This is a genomic window from Phytopseudomonas dryadis (assembly GCF_004327355.1).
In the GTDB taxonomy this organism is placed as follows: Bacteria; Pseudomonadota; Gammaproteobacteria; order Pseudomonadales; family Pseudomonadaceae; genus Aquipseudomonas; species Aquipseudomonas dryadis.
Genome location: NZ_QJUM01000005.1, coordinates 87627 through 110614 on the forward strand (window position 1 = coordinate 87627; position 22988 = coordinate 110614).

Consider the following 22988-nt stretch of genomic DNA (forward strand, 5'->3'; position numbering starts at 1 on the left):
GGTAATCTCCCTATGAGTCAAGCTCCCCGTCAACTCAGCCTCGGCGCCTTCCTGATGGCCACCGGGCACCATGTCGCCGCCTGGCGGCATCCCGAGGTGCCGGCCGACCCGCTGGATTTCTCGGTGTACAGGCGCAGCGCGCAGATCGCCGAAGCCGCCAGGTTCGATGCGCTGTTCGTGGCCGACAGCGTTGCCGCGCCGACCGACGCGATTTCCAGCCATACCGCACGCTCGGTGTACTTCGAGCCGCTGACGCTGCTGTCCGCGCTCGCCGCCGTGACCGAGCGCATCGGCCTGATCGGCACCGCGACCACCAGCTACAACGAGCCCTATCACGTGGCTCGCAAGTTCGCCTCCCTCGACCACCTCTCCGGCGGCCGTGCCGGCTGGAACCTGGTGACCTCCGACGCGGCCGCCGAAGCGCACAACTTCGGTCTGGATGCGCACATTGCCCACGCCGAGCGCTACGCCCGGGCCCGGGAGTTCCACGAGGTGGTCAGCGGCCTGTGGGACAGCTGGGCGGACGACGCCTTCGGCCGCGACAAGGCCAGTGGCCGGTTCTACGATCCCGACAAGTTGCACGTGCTCGATCACCAGGGCGAACACTTCAAGGTGCGCGGGCCGCTGAACGTCGCGCGTTCGCCCCAGGGGCGGCCGGTGGTCGTCCAGGCCGGCTCCTCGGAAACCGGGCGCCGGCTCGCCGCCCAGACTGCCGAGGTGGTGTTCACCGCACAGACCTCCCTGGCCAAGGCCCAGGCCTTCTACGCCGATCTCAAGGGTCGTCTGGGCGCCTTCGGGCGCAGCCCGGACTCGCTGAAAGTCATGCCCGGGGTATTCGTGGTGGTCGCCCATGGCGAGAACGAAGCGCGGGAGAAGTTCGAGCAGTTCCAGGAACTGGTCGAACCGGCGGTCGGTGTGGCGCTGCTCGGGCGCATGCTGGGTAACTTCGACCTGTCCGGCTATCCGCTGGATGGCCCGTTGCCGGAGCTGCCGCTGACCGAGGACGGCCAGCAAAGCCGGCAGAAACTGCTCACCGAGCTGGCGGGGGCGGAAAACCTCAGCCTGGCCCAGCTCGGGCGGCGCATCGCCGGCGGGCGAGGGCACTACAGCCTGATCGGCACCCCGACGCAGATCGCCGACGAGTTGCAGGCCTGGTTCGAGGACGGCGCTGCCGACGGTTTCAACCTGCTGGTGCCACATCTGCCGGCGGGCCTCGAGGACTTCGCCACCCTGGTGGTGCCCGAACTGCAGCGGCGCGGGCTGTTCCGCCGCGAGTACCAGGGCCGCACCCTGCGCGATCACCTGGGACTGCCGCGGCCGGGCAACCGGTTTTTTTAGCTACAGCCGCAAGCTTCAAGCCAGAAGCAAAGCGCAGGTGTTACACCTGAACCGCTTTTAACTTGCCGCTTGAAGCTTGCAGCTCATAGCTGCTTTTGATTCATATGAAGGAGAACACCATGAGCTACCTTGCCGCCCCTGATCGTTACGAACGCATTCCCTATCGTCGCGTCGGCCGCAGTGGCCTGGTGCTGCCGGCACTGTCCCTGGGGCTGTGGCACAACTTCGGCGACGCCACGCCCATCGACACCCAGCGCGCCTTGCTGCGCACCGCCTTCGACCTGGGCATCAACCACTTCGATCTGGCCAACAATTACGGCCCGCCCTACGGTAGCGCCGAGAGCAACTTCGGCCGTCTGTTGCGCGAGGACTTCCGCCACTACCGCGATGAGCTGATCATCTCCACCAAGGCCGGCTGGGACATGTGGCCCGGGCCCTATGGCCAGGGCGGCAGCTCGCGCAAATACCTGATTTCCAGCCTCGATCAGAGCCTGCGGCGTATGGGCGTGGACTACGTCGACATCTTCTATTCGCATCGTTTCGACCCGGATACGCCCCTGGAAGAAACCGCCGGCGCCCTGGCCAGCATCGTCGAGCAGGGCAAGGCGCTGTACATCGGCATCTCCTCCTACTCGGCGGGCAAGACCCGGGAGATCGCCGCGTTGCTGCGGGCGCGCAACGTGCCCTTGCTGATCCACCAGCCGGCCTACAACCTGCTCAATCGCTGGATCGAGAAGGATCTGCTCGCGGCCACGGACGAGGAGGGGGCGGGCGTGATCGTCTTTACCGCCCTGGCCCAGGGCCTGCTCAGCGACAAGTACCTCGATGGCATTCCCGCAGACTCCCGGGTCAACCGTCCCGGTGGCGCCTCGCTACGTCCGGAACACCTGTCCGAGGAAAACATCGCCCGGGTCCGCGCCCTCGATCAGATCGCCCGGCGCCGTGGGCAGAGCCTGGCGCAACTGGCGCTGGCCTGGACGCTGCGTGATCCACGCGTCACCTCGGCACTGATCGGCGCGAGCAAGCCGGAGCAGATCGTCGAGAACGTCGCCGCGCTGGACAACCTGAGCTTCAGCGCCGAGGAACTGGCGCAGATCGATCAGCATGCCGTGGAGAGCGGTATCAACCTGTGGGCCAAGCCCTCGACCGACTGGCAGGAATGAGCATGAAGCTGCTTCGATTGGGCGCCGCCATACTGGCGCTGCTGGGTCTGGCGCAGGGTGTCCAGGCCGATCCGCCAAACTTGCGCATCGGTTACCAGAAAGGCTCGGCCAGCCTGGTGCTGGCCAAGGAACACAAGATGCTGGAGCAGCGCTTCGGCGAAACCCGCGTGCAGTGGATCGAGTTTCCCGCCGGGCCGCAGATGCTCGAAGCGCTGAACATCGGCAGCCTGGATATCGGCGCCACGGGCGATATACCCCCGCTCTTCGCCCAGGCCGCCGGTGCCGATCTGCTGTATATCGCCGCCGAGCCGCCCAAGCCCCAGGCCGAGGCGATTCTGGTACCCCGGGACAGCCCGATCCGGTCCGTGGCCGATCTGGCCGGGCGCAAGGTGGCGTTGCAGAAGGGCTCCAGCGCCCATAACCTGGTGCTGCGCGCCTTGCACAAGGCCGGCCTGACGTTTGCCGATATCCAGCCGGTCTACCTGGCGCCGGCCGATGCCCGGGCTGCCTTCGAGCGCGGCAGTGTCGACGCCTGGGCGATCTGGGACCCGTTCTATTCGGCCATCGAGCTGGAAGGCAAGGCCCGGCTGCTGGCCAATGGCGAAGGCCTGGGCCTGATCGGGCCGTTCTTTCTCGCCGCCCGGCCCTTCGCCGAGGCGAATCCGGCGTTCATTCCACAACTGCTCGAAGAACTGGGGCGCGCCGAAGCCCTGACCCGTGACGACAGGGCCGCCAGCATCAGCCTGCTGGCGCGTTTCATGGGGCTGCCCGAGGCGGTGATAGAACGTACCTTCAGCCACCGCCCGCCATCGCCCCCGATCGCGGTGAGCGCGGATATCGTCGCCGCCCAGCAACGTACCGCGGACCTGTTTCTGGAAAACCGCCTGCTGCCGGTACCGGTCGAGGTCGACAAGGCCGTCTGGCACCCCTGACTGGCGCGTCGCCCTCGGCGCGATGCGATCGTGGCCATTCAGCGGCACCTGCGGTGTGGCCACCATTCGCCGCGGGGGCGCGGCTCCCACCGGTTCGCGGCAAGCCACCGATCGTGTAGGCGCGTCGCCCTCGGCGCGATACGATCGTGGCCATTCAGCGGCACCTGCGGTGTGGCCACCATTCGCCGCGGGGGCGCGGCTCCCACCGGTTCGCGGCAAGCCACCGCCCGTGTAGGCGCGTCGCCCTCGGCGCGATACGATCGTGGCCATTCAGCGGCATTTGCGGTGTGGCCACCATTCGCCGCGGGGTCGCGGCTCCCAGCGGTTCGCGGCAAGCCACCGCCCGTGTAGGCGCGTCGACCTCGGCGCGATACGATCGTGGCCATTCAGCGGCACCTGCGGTGTGGCCACCATTCGCCGCGGGGTCGCGGCTCCCACCGGTTCGCGGCAAGCCACCGCCCGTGTAGGAGCGTCGCCCTCGGCGCGATGCGATCGTGGTCATTCAGCGGCACCTGCGGTGTGGCCACCATTCGCCGCGGGGTCTCGGCTCCCACCGGTTCGCGGCAAGCCACCGCCCGTGTAGGCGCGTCGCCCTCGGCGCGATACGATCGTAGCCATTCAGCGGCATTTGCGGTGTGGCCACCATTCGCCGCGGGGGCGCGGCTCCCACCGGTTCGCGGCAAGCCACCGCCCGTGTAGGCGCGTCGCCCTCGGCGCGATGCGATCGTGGCCATTCAGCGGCACCTGCGGTGTGGCCACCATTCGCCGCGGGGTCGCGGTTCCCACCGGTTCGCGGCAAGCCACCGCCCGTGTAGGCGCGTCACCCTCGGCGCGATACGATCGTGGCCATTCAGCGGCATTTGCGGTGTGGCCACCATTCGCCGCGGGGTCGCGGCTCCCACCGGTTTGCGGCAAGCCACCGATCGTGTAGGAGCCCCGCCCCCGGGGCGATGGGATTGTGGTCATCCAGCGGGGTCCGCAGCGTGGCCAGCAATCGCCGGGGAGGGCGCGGTGCCTTTGGGGTCGTGGGAAACAGGCTCTACGCCGTCTGGCCCGACTCCAGGGGCAGGATCAGCTTGGCGCTGAAGCCTCCGTCAGGGTGGTTCTCCAGCACCAGCCTGCCACCGTGGCGCTCCGCGGCGCGACGGGCGATGGCCAGGCCCAGGCCGTGGCCCGGTGCGCTCTGGCCGGGGGCGCGGAAGAACGGTTCGCCGAGCTGGGGCAGGTGTTCGCTGGCCACGCCGGGGCCATGGTCGCGGACCTCCAGGTGCACCTCGTCGGCGCGGCGTACGATGTTGAGTTCGATGGGCTGGCCTTGCGGGTTGAAACGCAGCGCATTGCGCAGCAGGTTGTCCAGTGCCCGTTCGAGCATCGCCGGCCAGCCTTGCAGGTGCATGCCGGGTTGCAGGCTGATATCGATCTGTTGCTGCGTGGCGCTGAGCTGCATGTCTTCGCGCAGCTTGGCAACCAGTTGCGCCAGGTCGATGGGCTGCGCCACGCCGAGGTCGGCATCCAGGCGCGCCAGGGCGAGGATTTCGCTGATCAGCGCTTCCAGGCGGTCGCATTCACGGATCAGGCGTGGCCACAGTTGTTCGCGTTCCTCGGGCTCGGCGCGTTCGGCCAGGGCCAGGGCGATACGCAGGCGGGCCAGCGGTGAACGCAGTTCGTGGGACACATCGCGCAGCAGTTGCCGCTGGCTGCCGATCAGATCCTGCAGGCGCGCGCCCATGCGATTGAAGTCGGCGGCCAGTACGCCCAGCTCGTCACGGCGGTTGGCCAGGCGGGCCAGGCTGTGCTGCTGGTAGGCGGTCTGGCCGAGGTCATGGACGGCGCCGCGCAGGCGATCCAGCGGACGGGTGATGGACAGCGTCAGCAGCAGGCTGAACAGCGTCAGTACCACCAGCGTGATCGCCAATGCGCTCAACGGCCAGAGCAGGCTGCCGCGGTGCCAGGCATCGAGCTCCGGATGCGGGATGCGGTAGATGAACAGGTAGGTCTCGCCACTGAGCGGGCTGGTGTAGTCCGTGGTCAGGCGTCGCCACGGCAGACGCCGGTCACTGTCGTTGCGCGCCTCGAACGCGGCGGCACGTGCTGGAAAGGTGCCTCTGACCAGGGCCTGGCCGTTTTCGCCGAGTACCTGGATATCGATACGGTAGGCGCGCTTGCGCTGCTCGAGGAAATCCTGGGCGGCACGGGGGCCCTGGCTTTCGTAGGCCTGGGTCCAGCGCTCCGGCAGGTTGTCCAGGGCCGGGTGCTGGTTGAGGATCCAAGCGTCCTGATTCAGGGCGCGCCCGAGCAGCATGGACAGGCCGGCTACCACGGCAATGGCCAGCCAGAAGCTGGCGAGAATACGCCAGAACAGTGAACGCACGGGAACTCCTTAGGCTCTGTAACGCCGACACCCACTCAGGCTTGTCAGCGGGAGTGGGTGTCGGTGTGGGGCTCGGCTTACTCGGCCTTTTTCGGCTGTTGTGCTTTCCAGGCCTTGAAGGCCTCGCGATCAGCCTGACGCTCCTTCAGCTTGGCGGCGTGCTCGTCGAAGGTCTTCTGCTGCTCGGGCGTGAGCAAGGCGCGGATGGCGGCATGCTGTTTGTCGCGCGAGGCCTTGCGCTCATCCTGCAGGGCTTTTTTCTCGGCGTCCGGCAGCTTGTCCAGGTAGCGTTGGGTGAGCTCGCGATCGTTCTTCATCTGCTCGCCCAGCAGTTTGCGAACCTGGCGTTGCTGATCCTTGTTCAGATCCAGCTCCTGGAACATCCGCGGGCCGCGGTCGCCGCCTGGACGGTGATCGCCACCGGGTGCGGCCATCGCCAGGGCCGGCAGCGTCAGGGCGAGGAGCAGAGCGGTCATGGTCTTGCGCATGGTGTATCTCCTTGTCTCGAAACCGGCCAGTTGCCGGATGTGCCCAGATTAGGGGAATCAAGGTCAAGGGCGGTCAGGTAAGGGTAAAGCCTGGGTAAAGAGCATCAGATGCTGTAGTAGTAGCCACGACTGCGCAGGGCCAGTATCCGTGGACGGCCGTCGGGGTGCGGGCCGATCTTCTTGCGCAGGTTGCTGACGTGCATGTCCAGGCTGCGGTCGTACAGGGTCAGCTTGCGGCCCAAGGCCAGTTGCGCCAGCTCCTGCTTGTCCACCGGTTCGCCCGGCTGGCGCAGCAGGGCCTCGAGCACCCGGCTTTCGGACAGGGTGAGGACGATCTCCTGGTTCTCGCCGAGCGCCACCACGCCGCGTGCCGGGCTGAAGCGCAGGTCGCCCAGCTCCAGCTGGCTGGACGTGGCGGGGGGCAGGCTGCGGCGCAGTACGGCGCGCAGGCGTGCGGTCAGCTCGCGCGGGTCGCAGGGCTTGGCCAGGTAATCGTCGGCGCCGAGCTCCAGGCCGAGGATGCGATCCAGCGGCTCGCCACGGGCCGAGAGCATCAGAACCGGCAGCTCGGCATGTTCGCTGCGCAGTTGCTTGAGCAGTTCCAGGCCGCTGCCGTCGGGCAGCATCACATCCAGCACCACGGCATCCGGTGCCGACTGGGACAAGGCGCTGCGGGCGCTCTGGCCGTCGTGGCAGGCGGTGACCTGAAAACCTTCCTGCTTCAGCCAACTGGCCAGCAGGTCACAGAGTTCGACGTCGTCGTCGATTAACAGAAGAGTGCTCATGGTTCGCTCAGTTGATCCACTCTCGGCGTTTGCGGCGGCTGCCGCGCAGTATGGCGCCGATGAGTACGCTGATCAGGGCCGTACCCGCGCCGATGACGAACCACATCTGCCGTTGGCTGAGCAGGGGTTCGGGCGCATCGGCCAGGGCCTGTTCGAGTTGCAGTTGCAGGCGCTGGTTTTCCTGACGCAGGCGGGCATTGAGGGCGCTTTCGCGTTCACTGACGGCGTTCTGCAATTGCGCGTTGCGGGCTTCGCTGGCGGCCAGGCGCTGTTGCAGCGCATCGACTTCGGCCGCGCTCGATGAGGTGTCCGGCGTGCTCGGCGCGGGACTTGCCGGCACAGCCTGTTCCGCCAGTGCGTGCAGGGACAGGGTCAGGAAGGCGAGGATCAGGGGTAACAGGCCTGCGCGCATCGGAGTTCCTCTTTCCTGGATGGATGGCGGGGCGGAGGTCAGGGCAGAACCTGTTTGAACGGTTTGACCAGCACCTCGGCATAGACGCCGGCAGCGCGGTAGGGGTCGGCGTCGGCCCAGCTCCTGGCCGCGGCCAGGGATTCGAATTCGGCGACGATCAGGCTGCCGCTGAAGCCGGCCGGGCCCGGATCGTTGCTGTCGATGGCCGGGTGCGGGCCGGCCAGGACCAGGCGGCCTTCGCTCTTCAGTTGCTCCAGGCGGGCCAGATGGGACGGGCGTGCGGAGAGGCGTTGCTCCAGGGAGTTTTCGACATCGGTGGCGATAATGGCGTAGAGCATTTCGATCCTTAATACTGAAACGTGCCCGAGGCGCAGAAAAGCAGGATGGGCGGGCAAAGTCGAGCGAATCTTGTGCGGCGCCAGCAAGAATCCGCAGTCCACGGCATAATAACAAACATGATTCTTCGGGAAAGCGCCTCTTATGCAGGTTGATTTGCATTGTCACAGCACCGCGTCGGATGGCGCCCTGGCGCCCGCCGTGGTGGTCGCGCGTGCCCATGAGCGCGGCGTGCGCGTGCTGGCACTGACCGATCACGACACCCTCGAGGGGCTCGACGAAGCCGGTGTGGCCGCTGCCGCGCTGGACATGCGCCTGGTCAACGGTATCGAGCTGTCCTGCCTCTGGGGCGGGGCGACCATCCATGTGCTCGGTTATGCCTTTTCCCGCGAGGCGCCGGCGTTGTTGCGGGCCATTGCCGAGCTGCACGAAGGGCGCTGGCTACGCGCCGCCGAGATATCCCGGCGTCTCGAACACAAGGGCATGCCCGGCGCCCTGGACGGTGCGCGCGCCATTCAGCAGGCCCAGGGCGACAGCGGCAATGCGCCGGCCCGCCCGCACTTCGCCGAATTCCTGGTGCGCGCCGGTTACGTCAAGGATCGTGCCGAGGCGTTTCGCAAATGGCTGGGCGCCGGCAAGCTGGGCGACGTCAAGCAGCACTGGCCGAGCCTGGAGGAAACGATTGCCACCTTGCGCGAAGCCGGTGCCTGGATCAGCCTGGCCCACCCCTGGCAGTACGATTTCACCCGCAGCAAACGGCGTAAACTGGTCACCGCCTTCGCCGAAGCCGGCGGCCATGCCCTGGAGGTGGTCAATGGCATGCAGCCGGCCGAGCAGGTTGGCGGGTTGGCGATCCTGGCCCGCGAGTTCGGTCTGATGGCCAGCGCCGGCAGTGACTTCCATGCCCCGGGCGACTGGTCGGAACTGGGCATGTACCGGCCATTGCCCGATGATCTTTCACCTCTTTGGACGCGATTTCGCCATGTCCAGCAGCCTGACGCCATTTGAGCAGGGAGTTAGCGTGAGTCAGTTTTTCCAGATTCATCCGGAAAGTCCCCAGTCGCGCCTGATCAAGCAGGCCGTGGAAATCATCCGTGGCGGCGGTGTGGTGATCTATCCCACCGACTCCTCCTATGCGGTCGGTTGCCAGATCGGCGACAAGAACGCGCTGGAGCGCATCCGCCGGCTGCGCCAGCTGGACGACAAGCACAACTTCACCCTGGTCTGTCGCGACCTGTCGCAGCTCAGCACCTTCGCCAAGGTCGACACCGCGGCGTTCCGCCTGCTGAAGAACCATACACCGGGGCCTTACACCTTCATCCTCAACGCCACCCGCGAAGTACCGCGCATGCTGCTGCACCCCAAGCGCCGCACCATCGGCCTGCGCGTGCCCAATCACCCGATCGCCGCGGCCCTGCTGGAAGAGCTGGGCGAGTCGATGATGAGCGTCAGCCTGATCCTGCCGGGAGAAACGCTGCCGATGAGCGATCCCTACGAAATGCGCCAGATGCTCGAGCGTCAGGTCGACCTGATCATCGATGGCGGTTTCGGCGGCCTCGAGGCGTCCACCGTGGTCAGCCTGGTCGATGACGAACCGCAGGTGGTTCGGGTCGGCTGCGGCGATCCGGCGCCGTTCTCCGGGCAGGACTGAAGCGCATGCCGAGTCCGCCCAGCGAACCCGTCGACAGCCAGGCGGGCGCCCAGCAGGAACTGCCGTTCGCCATGGTCTATGGCCAGGCGCTGACCGAGCTGCCGCTGGATCTGTACATTCCGCCGGACGCCCTGGAAGTCTTTCTCGAGGCCTTCGAAGGGCCGCTGGACCTGCTGCTTTACCTGATCCGCAAGCAGAACATCGATGTGCTGGACATTCCCGTGGCGGAAATCACCCGGCAGTACATGGGCTACGTCGAACTGATGCACAGCGTGCGCCTGGAACTGGCCGCCGAATACCTGGTGATGGCCGCCATGCTCGCCGAGATCAAGTCGCGCATGCTGCTGCCGCGTTCGGCGGAAGCCGAGCAGGAGGAGGACGACCCGCGTGCCGAGCTGATCCGCCGCCTGCTCGAGTACGAGCGTTACAAGGCCGCCGCCGAGGGCATCGATGGCTTGTCGCGGGTCGGCCGCGACATCAGCGTACCGCGCCTGGAAGCGCCCGAGGCGCGGGCCCGCAAGCTGCTGCCGGAGGTCAGCCTGGAGGAGCTGCTGCTGTCGATGGCCGAGGTGCTGCGCCGCGCCGACATGTTCGAGAGCCACCAGGTCAGCCGCGAGGCGCTGTCCACCCGCGAGCGCATGAGCGAGGTGCTCGAACGCCTCAAGGGCGGCGCCTTCGTGCCGTTCATCGAACTGTTCAGCGTCGAGGAAGGGCGCCTGGGCGTGGTGGTGACCTTCATGGCGGTGCTCGAACTGGTCAAGGAGTCGCTGGTGGAGCTGGTGCAGAACCAGGCCTTCGCCGCGATCCACGTGCGCCTGCGCGTCGACAGCGAGGTCGCCGAGCCGCAACTCGCCTGAAACGCCCGAGGGGCGCACAGGATGCCAATCCGCGCGGTGCATGGAGCCTTCCGGGCAGCGGTTCGCTGAGCGTGGCTTGCGATCGGGCGTCAACAGACCCTAGACTCGCGGCCTTGTGCGCTTCTCACCTCCCTTTCATGGCCGGTAACTGCAGACGATGAACCTGTCCGACCCCCGCCAACTGTCCACCCTGATCGAAGCGCTGCTGCTGGCGGCGGGCAAGCCGCTGTCGTTCGACCGGCTCATGGAGCTGTTCGAGGAGGCGGAGCGGCCGGACGCCGAGGTGTTCAGGAAAGCGCTGGCCATACTGGCCGGGGCCTGCAAGGGACGCGCCTTCGAACTCAAGGAGGTGGCGTCCGGCTATCGCCTGCAGGTGCGCGACAACTTCGCGCCCTGGGTCGGCCGCCTGTGGGAAGAGCGCCCGCAGCGCTACTCGCGCGCCATGCTCGAGACGTTGGCGTTGATCGCCTACCGGCAACCGATCACCCGGGGCGAGATCGAGGATATCCGCGGCGTGGCGGTCAACAGCCATATCGTCAAGACCCTGCTGGAGCGCGAATGGGTGCGCGTCGTCGGTTACCGCGACGTGCCGGGCAAGCCGGCCATGTTCGCCACCACCAAGGCCTTTCTCGATCATTTCAACCTGAAGAACCTCGATGAGCTGCCGCCCCTGGCCGCATTGCGCGAACTCGAGCCCGAGCCGGTACTGGCCGCCGATGAAGACGATCCGGCCGTGCCCGATGACCTGCAGGCCCGTGCCGACCTGGCGGCGGCCGATGAAACGCCGGCCGAGCCGGATCGGGAAACCAGCTTCGGCAGCCTGCTGGCCGAACTGGACGCCATGGAACAAGGCCTCAAGACCGACTTCGATGACCTCGACGAGGCGAACCCGGAGGCGGACGCCGCTGTCCCTTCCCCTATGGATGGTGAGTCCCGCGACAGCTGATCGCGGGACATGGCGAGAAGGTTGTCGACGTGAAAGATCCCTGTATCAGCGTGTGCAAGTTCACCGAGGGCATCTGCATCGGTTGCGGGCGCAGCAAGGCCGAGATCAAGAACTGGAAGAAACTCGACAAGAGCGAGCGGCGCGCGTTGATGGCCGAGGCCGATATGCGCTTGCTGGCCTTGACCGGGCATACCCGGCGCAAGCGCTGAAGCGCAGCATTCGAGCGGCGGCGCGTTTGCGCCGCTATGCTTTGCCTGGCCACGTGCTTATGGCCGCCGATCCGCGTATGATGCGCGCCCCTTCGATGGCGTCCGCCATCCATCACCAGAGAAACACCGGGAGGTGCCCAGATGAGTGAAACCGAAGAATACAGCCCCGCTGGCGAGAAATTGCAGAAAGTCCTGGCGCGCATGGGCCTGGCCTCGCGCCGCGAGATCGAATCCTGGATCGCGGCTGGCCGGGTCAAGGTCAACGGCAAGGACGCCAGCCTCGGCCAGCGCGTCGATCTGCACGATGCCATCGCCATCGACGGCCGCCTGATCCGCCGCGAAGAGGCTGCCGAGACCGTGCGCCGCGTGCTGATCTACAACAAGCCCGATGGCGAGATCTGCACCCGTGACGACCCGGAAGGCCGGCCGACGGTGTTCGACCGTCTGCCACGGCCGAAAGAGGGGCGCTGGATCAATATCGGCCGCCTGGACATCAACACCACCGGGCTGCTGATGTTCACCACCGACGGCGAACTGGCCAACCGCCTGATGCACCCGTCCTACCAGATGGACCGCGAGTACGCCGTGCGCGTGCGTGGCGAGGTCGACGAGGAAATGCTCGAGCGCCTGAAGGCGGGCGTGATGCTCGAGGACGGCCCGGCGAAGTTCACCGACATCAAGGAAGCGCCCGGTGGCGAAGGCTTCAACCACTGGTACCACTGCGTGGTCATGGAAGGGCGTAACCGCGAGGTGCGCCGTCTGTGGGAATCCCAGGGTCTGGTGGTCAGCCGTCTGAAGCGCGTACGTTTCGGTCCGGTTTTCATGACCTCGGACCTGACCATGGGGCGCTGGCGCGAAATGAGCCAGCGCGAGGTGGACATCCTCAGCGAGGAAGTCGGCCTCAAGCCGGTGGCCTTGCCGGACATGAAAGAGAAAACCCGCGACAAGCTCGATCGTTTGCAGCGCAAGTCGGCCAAGCCGGTCGGCCGTGGCGAGCGCCCGGCACGTACCCTGCGTCCAGCCCATGGCGGGCCGGCTCAGGGCGAGTCCCGCAGTGGGCGCGGTGGCCGCGACGAGCAGGCCGGCGAGCGTCCGGCCCGTGCGCCCCGCACCCCGCGTGGCGAGCAAGGCCGCAGCGAGCCGGCGCGCGGTACGCCGGTCGCCGAGCGCCCGCGCGATGTCAACAAGAAGCGCCCGAACAAGCCCGGCACGGACCGCCCGGGCATCGAGCTGACCGAGCGTCCTTCGCGCAAACCGGCCGGCCCGGTCAAGCGTCGCGGCCAGCCGGGTGGCGAAGGCCAGCGGCCTGGCTTCGGTCGTGGTCGCAAGCCGGAATAGGCAGGCGGTTGCTGGTCGAAAAAGGGCCGGGAGCCATTTAAGCGTTTAGCCCGCAAGACGGTGGGAGCCGCGACCCCGCGGCGAATCGTGGCCATACCGCGATTTTTGCAGGATGGCCACGATCGCATCGCGCCGAGGTCGGCGCTCCTACACGATCAGTGGCTTGCCGCGAACCGGTAGGAGCCGCGACCTCGCGGCGAATCGTGGGCATACCACGTTTTTGCAGGATAGTCACGATCGCATCGCGCCGAGGTCGGCGCTCCTACACGATCGCTGGCTTGCCGCGAACCGGTAGGAGCCGCGACCTCGCGGCGAATCGTGGGCATACCACGTTTTTGCAGGATAGTCATGATCGCATCGCGCCGAGGGCGACGTTCCTACACGATCGCTGGCTTGCCGCGAGCCGGTGGGAGCCGCGACCCTGCGGCGAATCGTGGCCATACCGCGATTTTTGCAGAATGGCCACGATCGCATCGCGCCGAGGGCGACGTTCCTACACGGTCGGTGGTTTGCCGCGAACCGGTGGGAGCCGCGACCCCGCGGCGAATGGTGGCCATACCGTGGTTTTGCAGGATGGCCACGATCGCATCGCTCCGAGGTTGGCGTTTCTGCACGGACGGTGGTTTGCCACGCTCCCGTAGGTGCCCTGTCCCTGCAAAAACCTTATCTGATCGGCACCAGGGTTTACCCGGCCATGGCCAGGCGGTTGCGCCCGCTGCGCTTGGCGCTATACAGCGCACTGTCCGCGCGGCGCAGCAGGCTGTCGGCGGACTCGCCCGGCAGCAGGCTGGCGCAGCCCAGGCTGATCGACAGTTCGATGGGCAGGCCCTGGGCCACGCACTGCAGATCCACGATGGCCTGGCGCAGGCGCTCGCCGACTTGTGCAGCGCCTTCGCGGTGGGTGCCGGAAAGCAGCACGAGGAATTCCTCGCCGCCATAGCGGAACACCATGTCGATATTGCGCAGCTGATTCTTCAGGGTGCTGGCGACGGCCTTGAGCACCTGGTCGCCGGCACCGTGGCCGTGTTCGTCGTTGATGCGCTTGAAGTGATCCAGGTCCAGCATCAGCAGGGACAGCGGCTGCTGATTGCGCCGCGACAGCTCGACTTCCCGTTGCAGCACCTGATCCATGGCGATGCGGTTGCCGGTATCGGTCAGCGGATCGCGCAGTGCGCTCTGGATCGCGACCCGATACATCAGGGCATTGCGCAGCGGGAAGAGCAGGCTGGCCAGCAGCGACTCGAGCTGCGCCAGTTCGTCGTCGCTGAAGCGCTGGCGGCGACGGAAGGCCAGTTCACCCAGGTATTCGTCCTCATGGCTGAGGCGATAGGTGGCCGAATGCGTGGCCGGCTCGCCTATCTCCAGGCGCAGGTCGCTGCTGGTGTGCTGGTAGCCCAGGGCATCCACCGGCACCAGCCGTTGCAGCTCGCGGAAGAACAGGTTGAGTACGCGCTCGGCATCCAGGCTGGTCTGCAGCAGCATGCTCAGTTGCTGACGCAGTTGCGCCAGGCTGACCGGGCGGGCAGCGTTCTTGCGGCTGCCCGGAAACCCCAGGCGTTGCAGCTTGGCGGCGTCGAAATCGATGGTGTTTTTCTGGCTGGGGGGGACCATTCTGCTGAACCTCTGGCGCTTCTATGCGGCTTTACGGTCATAGAGCGAATTTCGTGCCAGTCTTCTTGGTCAGCTAAAAGTCCTTGATGTTCAAAGGGTTGGCTAACTGGGCGGGCGGCAAAAGGCCATTGATGGCCATGGGCCGTCAGAAGGCCGGCAAGGAATTGCCGACCCTGTACCCGGTGGTGACAATTTAATGTCGTGGGCCGGAGTAAGCCGCAGGCCCTACTGGGCGTCGAACGCCTGGCCGTTGACGCCGCTGCTGTCCGGGCCCATGAGGTACAGATAGACCGGCATGATGGCTTCGGGCCTGGGGTTGTTGTCCGGGTTCTCGCCAGGGTAGGCCTGGGCGCGCATGTCGGTGCGGGTGGCGCCGGGATTGACGCTGTTGGCGCGGATCGCCGATACGCCGTCGACCTCGTCGGCCATGACCTGCATCAGCCCTTCGGTGGCGAACTTGGACACGGCGTAGGCGCCCCAGTAGGCTCGCCCCTTGCGGCCGACGCTGCTGGAGGTGAAGACCACCGAGGCGTCGCTGGACAGCTTGAGCAGGGGCAGCAGGGTACTGGTGAGCATGAAGGTGGCGTTGACGTTGACCTGCATGACGCGCATGAAATTGTCGCCGGAGAGTTGTTCCAGCGGCGTGCGCGGGCCGATGATCGAGGCGTTGTGCAGCAGGCCGTCGAGTTTGCCGAATTCCTTTTCGATCAGCGCCGCCAGCTCGTCGTACTGATGGGGCAGGGCGTTTTCCAGGTTGAAGGGGATCACCGCCGGCTGGGCGTGTCCGGCCTGCTCGATGGCATCGTAGACGCGGCTCAGGTTGTCCTCGCTCTTGCCCAGCAACAACACGCTGGCGCCATGGGCGGCAAAGGTCTTGGCGGCGGCGGCACCGATCCCGCGTCCGGCACCGGTGACCAGGATCACGCGGCCCTCGAGCAGGTCGGGGCGGGCGCTGTAGTCGAACATAGGGGGGGCTCCTTCGGAGAGCGGCAAGCTTCAAGCCATAAGCTTCAAGCAAAAGCCTGGTATTGCAACGGTTTCAGAGGCGGATGCTGATTTGCAGCTTGCAGCTGCCGCATCAGCAGCTGCACAGCGCCTGGTCGAGTACCTTGCGCAGCTCCAGCGGGTGGTCGACGACCACGTCGGCGCCCCAGTGGCGCGGATTGTCGTCGGGGTGGATATAGCCGTAGGTCACGGCCGCGGTCCTGGTGCCCGCCGCGCGGCCGGACTCGATGTCGCGCAGGTCGTCGCCGACGAACAGCACGCTGGCCGGCTCCAGCCGCAGGGTGGCGCAGGCGAGGATCATCGGCTCCGGATCCGGCTTGCTGCGGGTCACGTGATCGGGGCAGATGAGAATGGCCGAACGCTCGGCCAGGCCCAGGCGCTGCATGATCGGTTCGGCGAAACGCAATGGTTTGTTGGTCACCACGCCCCAGATCAGGCGCGCGCGCTCGATGTCTTCGAGCAGCGGCTCGATGCCGTCGAAGGGGCGTGTCAGCACGGCGCAATGATCCTGGTAGCGCTCGAGGAACTCCAGGCGCAGCGCCTCGAAGCCGTCGCTCAGCGGGTCGATGTCGAAGGTGTTGACGAGCATGGCGCGGGCACCGCCCGAGACATGGTCGCGGATCTGCTTTTCATCGACCGGCGGCAGGCCGCGGTCGGCGCGCATGGCCTGGCAGATGGCGATGAAGTCGGGCGCGCTGTCGAGCAGCGTGCCATCCATGTCGAAAAGTACCGCGCGCAGCCGCATCAGGCCTCCTTGAGAGTCTGAACCATGTAGTTGACGTCGACGTCGCTGGCCAGCTTGTAGTGCTTGGTCAGGGGATTGTAGGTCAGGCCGATGATGTCCTTGACCTGCAGGCCGGTGTCACGGCTCCAGGCGCCGAGTTCGGACGGGCGAATGAATTTCTTGAAGTCGTGGGTGCCGCGCGGCAGCAGGCGCAGAATGTATTCGGCACCGATCACCGCGAACAGGTAGGCCTTGGGGTTGCGGTTGATGGTGGAGAAGAACACCTGGCCGCCGGGTTTGACCAGCGTGTGGCAGGCGCGAATCACCGAAGAGGGATCGGGCACGTGCTCGAGCATCTCCAGGCAGGTGACCACGTCGAACTGGCCGGGCATTTCTTCGGCCATGGCTTCGGCGGTGATCTGCCGGTAATCCACTTCCACGCCGGATTCCAGCTGATGCAGGCGGGCCACGGACAGTGGTGCCTCGCCCATGTCGATGCCGGTCACGCTGGCGCCACGCTGGGCCATGGCTTCGCTGAGGATGCCGCCACCGCAGCCGACGTCGAGCACCTTCTTGCCCGCCAGGCCGGCGCGCTCGTCGATCCAGTTGACGCGCAACGGATTGATCTCGTGCAGCGGCTTGAACTCGCTTTCCCGATCCCACCAGCGATGGGCGAGGGCTTCGAATTTGGCGATTTCAGCGTGGTCGACGTTGCTCATAGTGTTCCCTGAGTGAAGCGAATGCGGGAGGCCAGGGGCGTGAGACGCCCATGTTGCCAGTTTTGCCCCGCGGCGTGGCCACCGCGGGGACATTCAATGTATGACAGTTTGTCGCAGATCGCGTTGTGTGGCGATCGTCAGGCCTGGCGGCCGCCGATTTTCTCGCCCCAGGCGCGGCTGGTGGCGATGATCCGCTGTTCGTCCAGGCGGGTCAGTACGCCGGCTTCGAGCAGCGGCTTGCCGGCGACCCACAGGTACTCCACGCAATCGCGCGAGCAGGCGTAGATCAGTTGTGAAACCGGGTCGTACACGGGTTGCTGGGCCAGGCCGCGCAGGTCGAAGGCGGCCAGGTCGGCGGATTTGCCCAGTTCCAGCGAGCCTATCTGGCTGTCCAGGCCCAGTGCCCTGGCGCCGTTGAGTGTCGCCATGCGCAAGGCGCGGTGGGCGTCCAGGGCGTTGGCCGAGCCGGCCACGGCCTTGGCCAGCAGGGCGGCGGTACGGGTTTCGCCAAGCAGGTCGAGGTCGTTGTTGCTGGCTGCGCCGTCGGTGCCGACGGCGACGTTGACCCCGGCTTGCCAGAGTTTTTCCACCGGGCAGAAGCCGCTGGCCAGCTTGAGGTTGGACTCGGGACAATGGATCACGCTGCTGTTGGTCGCCACCAGCAGGGCGATGTCCTCGTCATCGACCTGGGTCATGTGCACGGCCTGGAAGCGCGGGCCCAGCAGGCCCAGGCGCTGCAGGCGGGCCAGGGGGCGTTCGCCATGGTGCTGCAGGCTCTGCTGCACCTCGAAGGCGGTCTCCTGCACGTGCATGTGGATGCCGGCGTCCAGTTCCTCGGCGAGCACGCGCACGTTTTCCAGGTTGGCATCGCTGACCGTGTAGGGCGCATGGGGGCCGAAGGACACGCTCAGGCGTGGGTGGTGCTTGAGGTCGTCGAACAGGGTCATGCCCTTGCGCAGGGCTTCGTCGGCATCGCGGGCGCCGGGAATGGCGAAATCCAGCACCGGAACGCTGATCTGCGCGCGCATGCCGCTGGCGTGTACCCGTTCGCAGGCCATCTCCGGGAAGAAGTACATGTCGGCGAAGCAACTGATGCCACTTTTTATCTGTTCGGCGATGGCCAGTTCGGTGCCGTCCTGGACGAACTGCTCGTTGACCCATTTGGCTTCGGCCGGCCAGATGTGCTTTTCCAGCCAGGTCATCAGCGGCAGGTCATCGGCCAGGCCGCGGAACAGGGTCATCGCCGCATGCCCGTGGGCGTTGACCAGGCCCGGGGTGAGCAGACGACCCGGCAGCTCGCGCACTTCCAGGGCGGTATGGCGCAAGGCTTCGGCCCGCGGCGCGATCAGCACGATGCGCCCTGCGCGGATACCCAGGCCATGGTCGTGCAGCACGACGCCCGCAGGTTCGACCGGCACCAGCCAGGAGGGCAGTAGAAGGAGGTCGAGCGGGGCGTCGGCCATGGCGGGTATCCCGTGGTTGAAAAGATCGAGTCTATAGGGGAATGTGCCGGCCTTGAAGGTGTGGCGCTCGCGGCCCGGGTGGCAGGGCAATCGCGCTATGCGCTCGAAGAGCCGGCGACTGCATGGATGCAGGAGGTAGAGCGAAGCAGGAGCCCGAGCCGAATACAGCGCTGGAAAGCTGGAGGCTGAACGAAAAGCGGCTCGAGCACGACGCGAAGCAGCGGTTTCTCGTCCAGCTTTCCAGCCTCCAGCGCTTTTCATCGAGTGCGGGCGATGCCCCATGCTATAGCGCAATTGCCCTGGCCCTGATGGTGGTTGACGCGCCTGCGTTGCGCGGCGCGGCGTATAATGGTCGGCTTTTCAGGATGGAGTGGGTGATGCGCGAGCAGTTACTGGCGGCTGAGCATGTCGTGGGGTTCGCCTGGCGCGAGGGGGCTCTGCATGTGCTCGATCAGCGCCTGTTGCCCTTCGAGCAGGTCTGGCACGTCTGCGATTCGCTGCCGGCCGTGGCGCGGGTCATCGCCAACATGGCCCTGCGCGGCGCCTCGGCCATCGCCATCAGCGCGGCCTACGGGGTGTTGCTGGGGGCGCGTCAGCGCCTGGCCGAGGGCGGCGACTGGCAGGCGGCGCTGCAGCAGGACTGCCAGTTGCTGCTGCAGGCCCAGCCCTCCGGCGCGAGTCCGGCCTGGGCCGTGGCGCGCATGCGCGAGCGCCTGAAGCGGCTGCGCCCGGGGGAAGCGCCGCTGGCCGTGCTCGAGGCTGAAGCGCAGGGGATCCACCTGAGCGATCGCGAGGCCAATCTGGTCACCGCGCAGCTCGGGGTCGAGCTGATCCGCCGTCATCAGGGCAATCTGCAGAACCTGCTGACCCACGGCAATGCCGGCGCCCTGGCGACGGGCGGCTTCGGGACCGCGCTGGGCGTGGTGCGCGGCGCCCAGCTGGAGGGGTTGCTGGAGCGCCTGTACGTCGACGAGACCCGGCCCCTGCTGCAGGGCGCTCGGCTGACCGTCTGGGAGCTCGCCGAGGAGGGACTGGCGGTGTCCCTGAATGCCGATGCCGCCGCCGCGCACCTGATGAAGACCCGCGGCATCACCTGGGTGATCGTCGGTGCCGAACGCGTCGCGGCCAATGGTGACCTGCTCGCCGCGATAGGCACCTATCAGTTGGCGGTCAGTGCGATGCATCACGGCGTGCGCTTCATGGTGGTGGCGCCGAGTTCGAGTATCGATCTGGCGCTGGAGAGCGGCGATGAGCTGGTTGGCGAGCCGGGCAGCGCGCACCTGTTCGAGCCGGGTGAGCCGGTCGCGGCCAGCGGCACCCACGTGGTCAATCCGTTGTGCGATGTGACGCCAGCGGACCTGGTCGATTTCCTGGTGACCGAGAAGGGCGTGATCGAGCGCCCCGATACGGCGAAAATCGCCCAGTTGATGTGTCGCAAGCGTCTGCATTGAGTGGCGGCGCAGGCAGTCGCGGCATCGCCCGGCGGGGATAGGTGCGGGGCGCTGTTTGTGGTAAGCTCCGGCGGTTTTCAGGGGTGCCGTCAGCGGTCGCCATCACTGCCTTAACGTATTGATTTGTCGTGAGTCGTTGCTGGCCTGAGGCCATATAGCGACGCGCTCTGCCCCGTTCCACCCGGAGGGCGCGGAGCTTCACCAGAAAAAAGGAACCAGGCTACTCATGGGCGAACTGGCCAAAGAAATCCTCCCGGTCAACATCGAAGACGAACTGAAGCAGTCCTACCTCGACTACGCGATGAGCGTGATCGTCGGGCGAGCCCTGCCGGATGCGCGAGATGGCTTGAAGCCCGTGCACCGCCGGGTGCTCTTCGCAATGAGCGAACTGGGCAACGACTGGAACAAGGCGTACAAGAAGTCCGCCCGTGTGGTCGGTGACGTGATCGGTAAGTATCACCCCCACGGCGACACGGCGGTGTACGACACCATCGTGCGCATGGCGCAGCCGTTCTCGCTGCGCTACCTGCTGGTCGACGGCCAGGGCAACTTCGGTTCGGTGGACGGCGACAACGCCGCGGCCATGCGTTACACCGAAGTGCGCATGACCAAGCTGGCCCACGAGCTGCTGGCCGACCTGCACAAGGAAACCGTGGACTGGGTGCCCAACTACGACGGCACCGAGCAGATCCCGGCGGTCATGCCGACCAAGATCCCCAACCTGCTGGTCAACGGTTCCAGCGGTATCGCCGTGGGCATGGCGACCAACATTCCGCCGCACAACCTCGGTGAAGTCATCGACGGCTGCCTGGCGCTGATCGACAACCCGGAGCTGACGGTCGACGACCTGATGCAGTACATCCCCGGCCCGGATTTCCCCACCGCGGCGATCATCAACGGCCGCGCCGGCATCATCGAGGCCTACCGCACCGGCCGCGGGCGCATCTATATCCGTGCCCGTGCCGAGGTCGAAGACATCGACAAGGTCGGCGGCCGCCAGCAGATCGTCATCACCGAGCTGCCGTACCAGCTGAACAAGGCCCGGCTGATCGAGAAGATCGCCGAGCTGGTCAAGGAGAAGAAGCTCGAAGGCATCACCGAGCTGCGCGACGAGTCCGACAAGGACGGCATGCGCGTGGTCATCGAGCTGCGCCGCGGCGAAGTGCCGGAGGTGATCCTCAACAACCTCTACGCCCAGACCCAGATGCAGAGCGTGTTCGGCATCAACGTGGTGGCGCTGATCGACGGCCAGCCGAAGATCCTCAACCTCAAGGACATGCTCGAGGCCTTCATCCTGCACCGCCGCGAGGTGGTGACCCGGCGCACCGTGTTCGAACTGCGCAAGGCGCGCGAGCGTGGCCATATCCTCGAAGGCCAGGCCGTCGCGCTGTCCAACATCGACCCGGTGATCGCCCTGATCAAGGCCTCGCCGACGCCGTCCGAGGCCAAGGAAGCGCTGATCTCCACACCGTGGGAATCCAGCGCCGTGGAGGCCATGGTCGAACGCGCCGGCGCCGATTCCTGCCGCCCGGAGAACCTCGATCCGCAATACGGCCTGCGCGAAGGCAAGTACTACCTGTCGCCGGAACAGGCCCAGGCCATCCTCGACCTGCGCCTGCACCGCCTGACCGGCCTGGAGCACGAGAAGCTGCTGGCCGAGTACCAGGAAATCCTGGCCCAGATCGGCGAGCTGATCCGCATCCTCACCAGCGCCGTGCGCCTGATGGAAGTGATCCGCGAAGAGCTGGAAGCGGTCAAGGCCGAGTTCGGCGACAAGCGCCGTACCGAAATCCTCGACTCGCGCCTGGATCTGACCCTCGGCGACATGATCCCCGAAGAAGAGCGCGTGGTGACCATCTCCCACAGTGGCTACGCCAAGACCCAGCCCCTGGCCGCCTACCAGGCCCAGCGCCGTGGCGGCAAGGGCAAGTCGGCGACCGGCATCAAGGACGAGGACTACATCGCTCACCTGCTGGTCGCCAACAGCCATGCCACGCTGCTGCTGTTCTCCAGCAAGGGCAAGGTGTACTGGCTCAAGACCTATGAAATCCCCGAGGCGTCCCGCGCCGCCCGCGGCCGGCCGCTGGTCAACCTGCTGCCGCTGGACGAGGGCGAGTACATCACCACCATGCTGCAGATCGACTTGGAGGCCCTGCAGCAGCAGAATGGTGGCGCCGACGACGATCTGGACGATGCCGACGACGCGGTGATCGAAGGCGAAGTGGTCGAGGCCGATGAGGCTGCTGAAGTGGCCGAGGTCGAGGAAGTCGACGGCGAGACCGCGGAGCTGGTGGCCGAGCCGACCGGCGCCTACATCTTCATGGCCACCGCCTTCGGTACCGTGAAGAAGACCCCGCTGTCGCAGTTCAGCCGTCCGCGCTCCAGTGGCCTGATCGCCCTGAAGCTGAAGGAAGGCGACACCCTGATCGCCGCGGCCATCACCGATGGCGCCAAGGAAGTCATGCTGTTCTCCGATGCCGGCAAGGTGATCCGTTTCGCCGAAGGCGTGGTGCGCGTGATGGGCCGTGGCGCCCGTGGTATCCGCGGCATGCGCATCGGCAAGGAACAACGCCTGATCTCCATGCTGATTCCCGAGTCGGGCGCGCAGATCCTCACCGCCTCCGAGCGCGGTTTCGGCAAGCGCACCGCGCTGAGCAAGTTCCCCCGTCGCGGCCGTGGCGGCCAGGGGGTGATCGCCATGGTCACCAAGGAGCGCAACGGCAAGCTGATCGGCGCCATCCAGGTGCAGGACGGCGAAGAGATCATGCTGATTTCCGACCAGGGCACCCTGGTGCGCACCCGCGTCGACGAAGTGTCCAGTTCCGGCCGCAACACCCAGGGCGTGACCCTGATCAAGCTGGCCAAGGACGAGAAGCTGGTCGGCCTGGAGCGTGTGCAGGAGCCATCCGAGGACGATGACCTCGACGAGGTGACACTGGACGAAGAGGGCAATCCGCTCGCCGCGGCCGAGCTCGAAGAAGCGCTCGGCGACGAGCCGGCGGCGGATGCCGGCGAGCAGGCCGAGGAAGGCCGCGAGGAGTAAGGTTGTCGTGGAAGGGGTTTTGGCCGCGAGCTCGCCGCTGAAGCGCCTCCCACGGGTTGCAACCCGCTGTGAATCATGAAGGCGGGCGTGAAGGAGATTCATGGGCCCTGGTTATCGGGGCCTGGTAGGCATCGATCTTGAGAGAG

General features: G+C 66.5%; 21 protein-coding genes. 11 read left to right on the forward strand and 10 right to left on the reverse strand.

The genetic code is table 11. The features are described 5' to 3' along the window. Positions 1–12: 12 nt before the first annotated feature. The 3 genes from DNK34_RS05750 (at position 13) to DNK34_RS05760 (ending at position 3433) form a co-directional block, all read left to right on the forward strand. Positions 13–1338, forward strand: coding sequence for an LLM class flavin-dependent oxidoreductase (locus tag DNK34_RS05750; RefSeq protein ID WP_131173541.1), 1326 nt, complete (start codon positions 13–15; stop codon positions 1336–1338). A 119-nt stretch (positions 1339–1457) separates the two neighbouring features. Then, entirely contained in the window at positions 1458–2501 is a 1044-nt protein-coding gene (gene mgrA / locus DNK34_RS05755; protein ID WP_131173540.1) for an L-glyceraldehyde 3-phosphate reductase, read from the forward strand. A 2-nt stretch (positions 2502–2503) separates the two neighbouring features. Then, positions 2504–3433, forward strand: coding sequence for an aliphatic sulfonate ABC transporter substrate-binding protein (locus DNK34_RS05760; protein ID WP_131173539.1), 930 nt, complete (start codon positions 2504–2506; stop codon positions 3431–3433). A 1039-nt stretch (positions 3434–4472) separates the two neighbouring features. Here the strand turns inward: DNK34_RS05760 and DNK34_RS05765 are convergent. The 5 genes from DNK34_RS05765 to DNK34_RS05785 all read right to left on the reverse strand — a co-directional run bounded on the left by DNK34_RS05765 (position 4473) and on the right by DNK34_RS05785 (position 7827). Next, on the reverse strand, positions 4473–5804 hold the full coding sequence (locus tag DNK34_RS05765; RefSeq protein WP_131173538.1) for a sensor histidine kinase: 1332 nt from the start codon (positions 5802–5804) through the stop codon (positions 4473–4475). A 77-nt stretch (positions 5805–5881) separates the two neighbouring features. Next, positions 5882–6292: a Spy/CpxP family protein refolding chaperone gene (locus DNK34_RS05770; protein WP_131173537.1), complete on the reverse strand. Its 411-nt coding sequence runs from the start codon at positions 6290–6292 to the stop codon at positions 5882–5884. Positions 6293–6396: 104 nt separating this feature from the next. Then, positions 6397–7077, reverse strand: coding sequence for a response regulator transcription factor (locus DNK34_RS05775; protein ID WP_131173536.1), 681 nt, complete (start codon positions 7075–7077; stop codon positions 6397–6399). 7 nt (positions 7078–7084) lie between these two features. Next, on the reverse strand, positions 7085–7489 hold the full coding sequence (locus DNK34_RS05780) for a translation initiation factor 2 (protein ID WP_131173535.1): 405 nt from the start codon (positions 7487–7489) through the stop codon (positions 7085–7087). 38 nt (positions 7490–7527) lie between these two features. Continuing rightward, positions 7528–7827: a YciI family protein gene (locus DNK34_RS05785; RefSeq protein WP_131173534.1), complete on the reverse strand. Its 300-nt coding sequence runs from the start codon at positions 7825–7827 to the stop codon at positions 7528–7530. Positions 7828–7969: 142 nt separating this feature from the next. On the opposite strand from DNK34_RS05785, the gene DNK34_RS05790 reads away from it, so the two are divergent. The 6 genes from DNK34_RS05790 to rluB all read left to right on the forward strand — a co-directional run bounded on the left by DNK34_RS05790 (position 7970) and on the right by rluB (position 12826). After that, positions 7970–8833 (forward strand): PHP domain-containing protein, encoded by an 864-nt coding sequence (locus DNK34_RS05790; RefSeq protein WP_131173533.1) that lies wholly within the window; start codon positions 7970–7972, stop codon positions 8831–8833. 13 nt (positions 8834–8846) lie between these two features. Further along, positions 8847–9476 (forward strand): L-threonylcarbamoyladenylate synthase, encoded by a 630-nt coding sequence (locus DNK34_RS05795; RefSeq protein WP_131173532.1) that lies wholly within the window; start codon positions 8847–8849, stop codon positions 9474–9476. A gap of 5 nt (positions 9477–9481) precedes the next feature. Then, positions 9482–10333: a segregation and condensation protein A gene (locus tag DNK34_RS05800; RefSeq protein ID WP_131173531.1), complete on the forward strand. Its 852-nt coding sequence runs from the start codon at positions 9482–9484 to the stop codon at positions 10331–10333. Positions 10334–10490: 157 nt separating this feature from the next. Next, positions 10491–11279: an SMC-Scp complex subunit ScpB gene (gene scpB / locus DNK34_RS05805; RefSeq protein ID WP_131173530.1), complete on the forward strand. Its 789-nt coding sequence runs from the start codon at positions 10491–10493 to the stop codon at positions 11277–11279. Between the two features lie 29 nt (positions 11280–11308). Further along, positions 11309–11488 carry a DUF1289 domain-containing protein gene (locus DNK34_RS05810; RefSeq protein ID WP_131173529.1) on the forward strand — a complete coding sequence of 60 codons (180 nt, stop codon included), beginning with the start codon at positions 11309–11311 and terminating at the stop codon, positions 11486–11488. A gap of 141 nt (positions 11489–11629) precedes the next feature. After that, on the forward strand, positions 11630–12826 hold the full coding sequence (gene rluB / locus DNK34_RS05815) for a 23S rRNA pseudouridine(2605) synthase RluB (RefSeq protein WP_131173528.1): 1197 nt from the start codon (positions 11630–11632) through the stop codon (positions 12824–12826). A gap of 684 nt (positions 12827–13510) precedes the next feature. Here rluB and DNK34_RS05820 read toward each other — a convergent pair. The 5 genes from DNK34_RS05820 to DNK34_RS05840 form a co-directional block, all read right to left on the reverse strand. Next, entirely contained in the window at positions 13511–14437 is a 927-nt protein-coding gene (locus DNK34_RS05820; RefSeq protein ID WP_131173527.1) for a GGDEF domain-containing protein, read from the reverse strand. A gap of 225 nt (positions 14438–14662) precedes the next feature. Continuing rightward, complete coding sequence (locus tag DNK34_RS05825) at positions 14663–15403, reverse strand: YciK family oxidoreductase (protein ID WP_131173526.1); 741 nt, start codon at positions 15401–15403, stop codon at positions 14663–14665. A gap of 112 nt (positions 15404–15515) precedes the next feature. Then, complete coding sequence (mupP, locus tag DNK34_RS05830) at positions 15516–16187, reverse strand: N-acetylmuramic acid 6-phosphate phosphatase MupP (protein WP_131173525.1); 672 nt, start codon at positions 16185–16187, stop codon at positions 15516–15518. Beyond that, on the reverse strand, positions 16187–16885 hold the full coding sequence (gene ubiG / locus DNK34_RS05835) for a bifunctional 2-polyprenyl-6-hydroxyphenol methylase/3-demethylubiquinol 3-O-methyltransferase UbiG (protein ID WP_131173524.1): 699 nt from the start codon (positions 16883–16885) through the stop codon (positions 16187–16189). The genes mupP and ubiG overlap by 1 nt, the downstream gene beginning before the upstream one ends. Before the next feature lie 137 nt (positions 16886–17022). Then, a complete protein-coding gene (locus DNK34_RS05840) occupies positions 17023–18348 on the reverse strand; it encodes a TRZ/ATZ family hydrolase (RefSeq protein WP_131173523.1) in 1326 nt (441 codons plus the stop codon). A 377-nt stretch (positions 18349–18725) separates the two neighbouring features. Between DNK34_RS05840 and mtnA the strand changes: the two genes are divergently transcribed. Further along, complete coding sequence (gene mtnA, locus DNK34_RS05845; protein ID WP_131173522.1) at positions 18726–19799, forward strand: S-methyl-5-thioribose-1-phosphate isomerase; 1074 nt, start codon at positions 18726–18728, stop codon at positions 19797–19799. Positions 19800–20025: 226 nt separating this feature from the next. Beyond that, positions 20026–22842 (forward strand): DNA gyrase subunit A, encoded by a 2817-nt coding sequence (gene gyrA / locus DNK34_RS05850; protein WP_131173521.1) that lies wholly within the window; start codon positions 20026–20028, stop codon positions 22840–22842. Positions 22843–22988 lie beyond the last annotated feature (146 nt).

Bases quoted from the DNA above. Each gene is read 5' to 3' on its own strand.
- DNK34_RS05770 (WP_131173537.1), bottom strand. From the start codon at position 6,292: ATGCGCAAGACCATGACCGCTCTGCTCCTCGCCCTGACGCTGCCGGCC.
- DNK34_RS05775 (WP_131173536.1), bottom strand. From the start codon at position 7,077: ATGAGCACTCTTCTGTTAATCGACGACGACGTCGAACTCTGTGACCTG.
- DNK34_RS05825 (WP_131173526.1), bottom strand. From the start codon at position 15,403: ATGTTCGACTACAGCGCCCGCCCCGACCTGCTCGAGGGCCGCGTGATC.
- ubiG (WP_131173524.1), bottom strand. From the start codon at position 16,885: ATGAGCAACGTCGACCACGCTGAAATCGCCAAATTCGAAGCCCTCGCC.
- DNK34_RS05785 (WP_131173534.1), bottom strand. From the start codon at position 7,827: ATGCTCTACGCCATTATCGCCACCGATGTCGAAAACTCCCTGGAGCAA.
- mupP (WP_131173525.1), bottom strand. From the start codon at position 16,187: ATGCGGCTGCGCGCGGTACTTTTCGACATGGATGGCACGCTGCTCGAC.
- mgrA (WP_131173540.1), top strand. From the start codon at position 1,458: ATGAGCTACCTTGCCGCCCCTGATCGTTACGAACGCATTCCCTATCGT.
- DNK34_RS05790 (WP_131173533.1), top strand. From the start codon at position 7,970: ATGCAGGTTGATTTGCATTGTCACAGCACCGCGTCGGATGGCGCCCTG.
- DNK34_RS05840 (WP_131173523.1), bottom strand. From the start codon at position 18,348: ATGGCCGACGCCCCGCTCGACCTCCTTCTACTGCCCTCCTGGCTGGTG.
- mtnA (WP_131173522.1), top strand. From the start codon at position 18,726: ATGCGCGAGCAGTTACTGGCGGCTGAGCATGTCGTGGGGTTCGCCTGG.
- DNK34_RS05780 (WP_131173535.1), bottom strand. From the start codon at position 7,489: ATGCGCGCAGGCCTGTTACCCCTGATCCTCGCCTTCCTGACCCTGTCC.
- DNK34_RS05820 (WP_131173527.1), bottom strand. From the start codon at position 14,437: ATGGTCCCCCCCAGCCAGAAAAACACCATCGATTTCGACGCCGCCAAG.
- DNK34_RS05750 (WP_131173541.1), top strand. From the start codon at position 13: ATGAGTCAAGCTCCCCGTCAACTCAGCCTCGGCGCCTTCCTGATGGCC.
- rluB (WP_131173528.1), top strand. From the start codon at position 11,630: ATGAGTGAAACCGAAGAATACAGCCCCGCTGGCGAGAAATTGCAGAAA.
- DNK34_RS05800 (WP_131173531.1), top strand. From the start codon at position 9,482: ATGCCGAGTCCGCCCAGCGAACCCGTCGACAGCCAGGCGGGCGCCCAG.
- gyrA (WP_131173521.1), top strand. From the start codon at position 20,026: ATGGGCGAACTGGCCAAAGAAATCCTCCCGGTCAACATCGAAGACGAA.
- scpB (WP_131173530.1), top strand. From the start codon at position 10,491: ATGAACCTGTCCGACCCCCGCCAACTGTCCACCCTGATCGAAGCGCTG.
- DNK34_RS05760 (WP_131173539.1), top strand. From the start codon at position 2,504: ATGAAGCTGCTTCGATTGGGCGCCGCCATACTGGCGCTGCTGGGTCTG.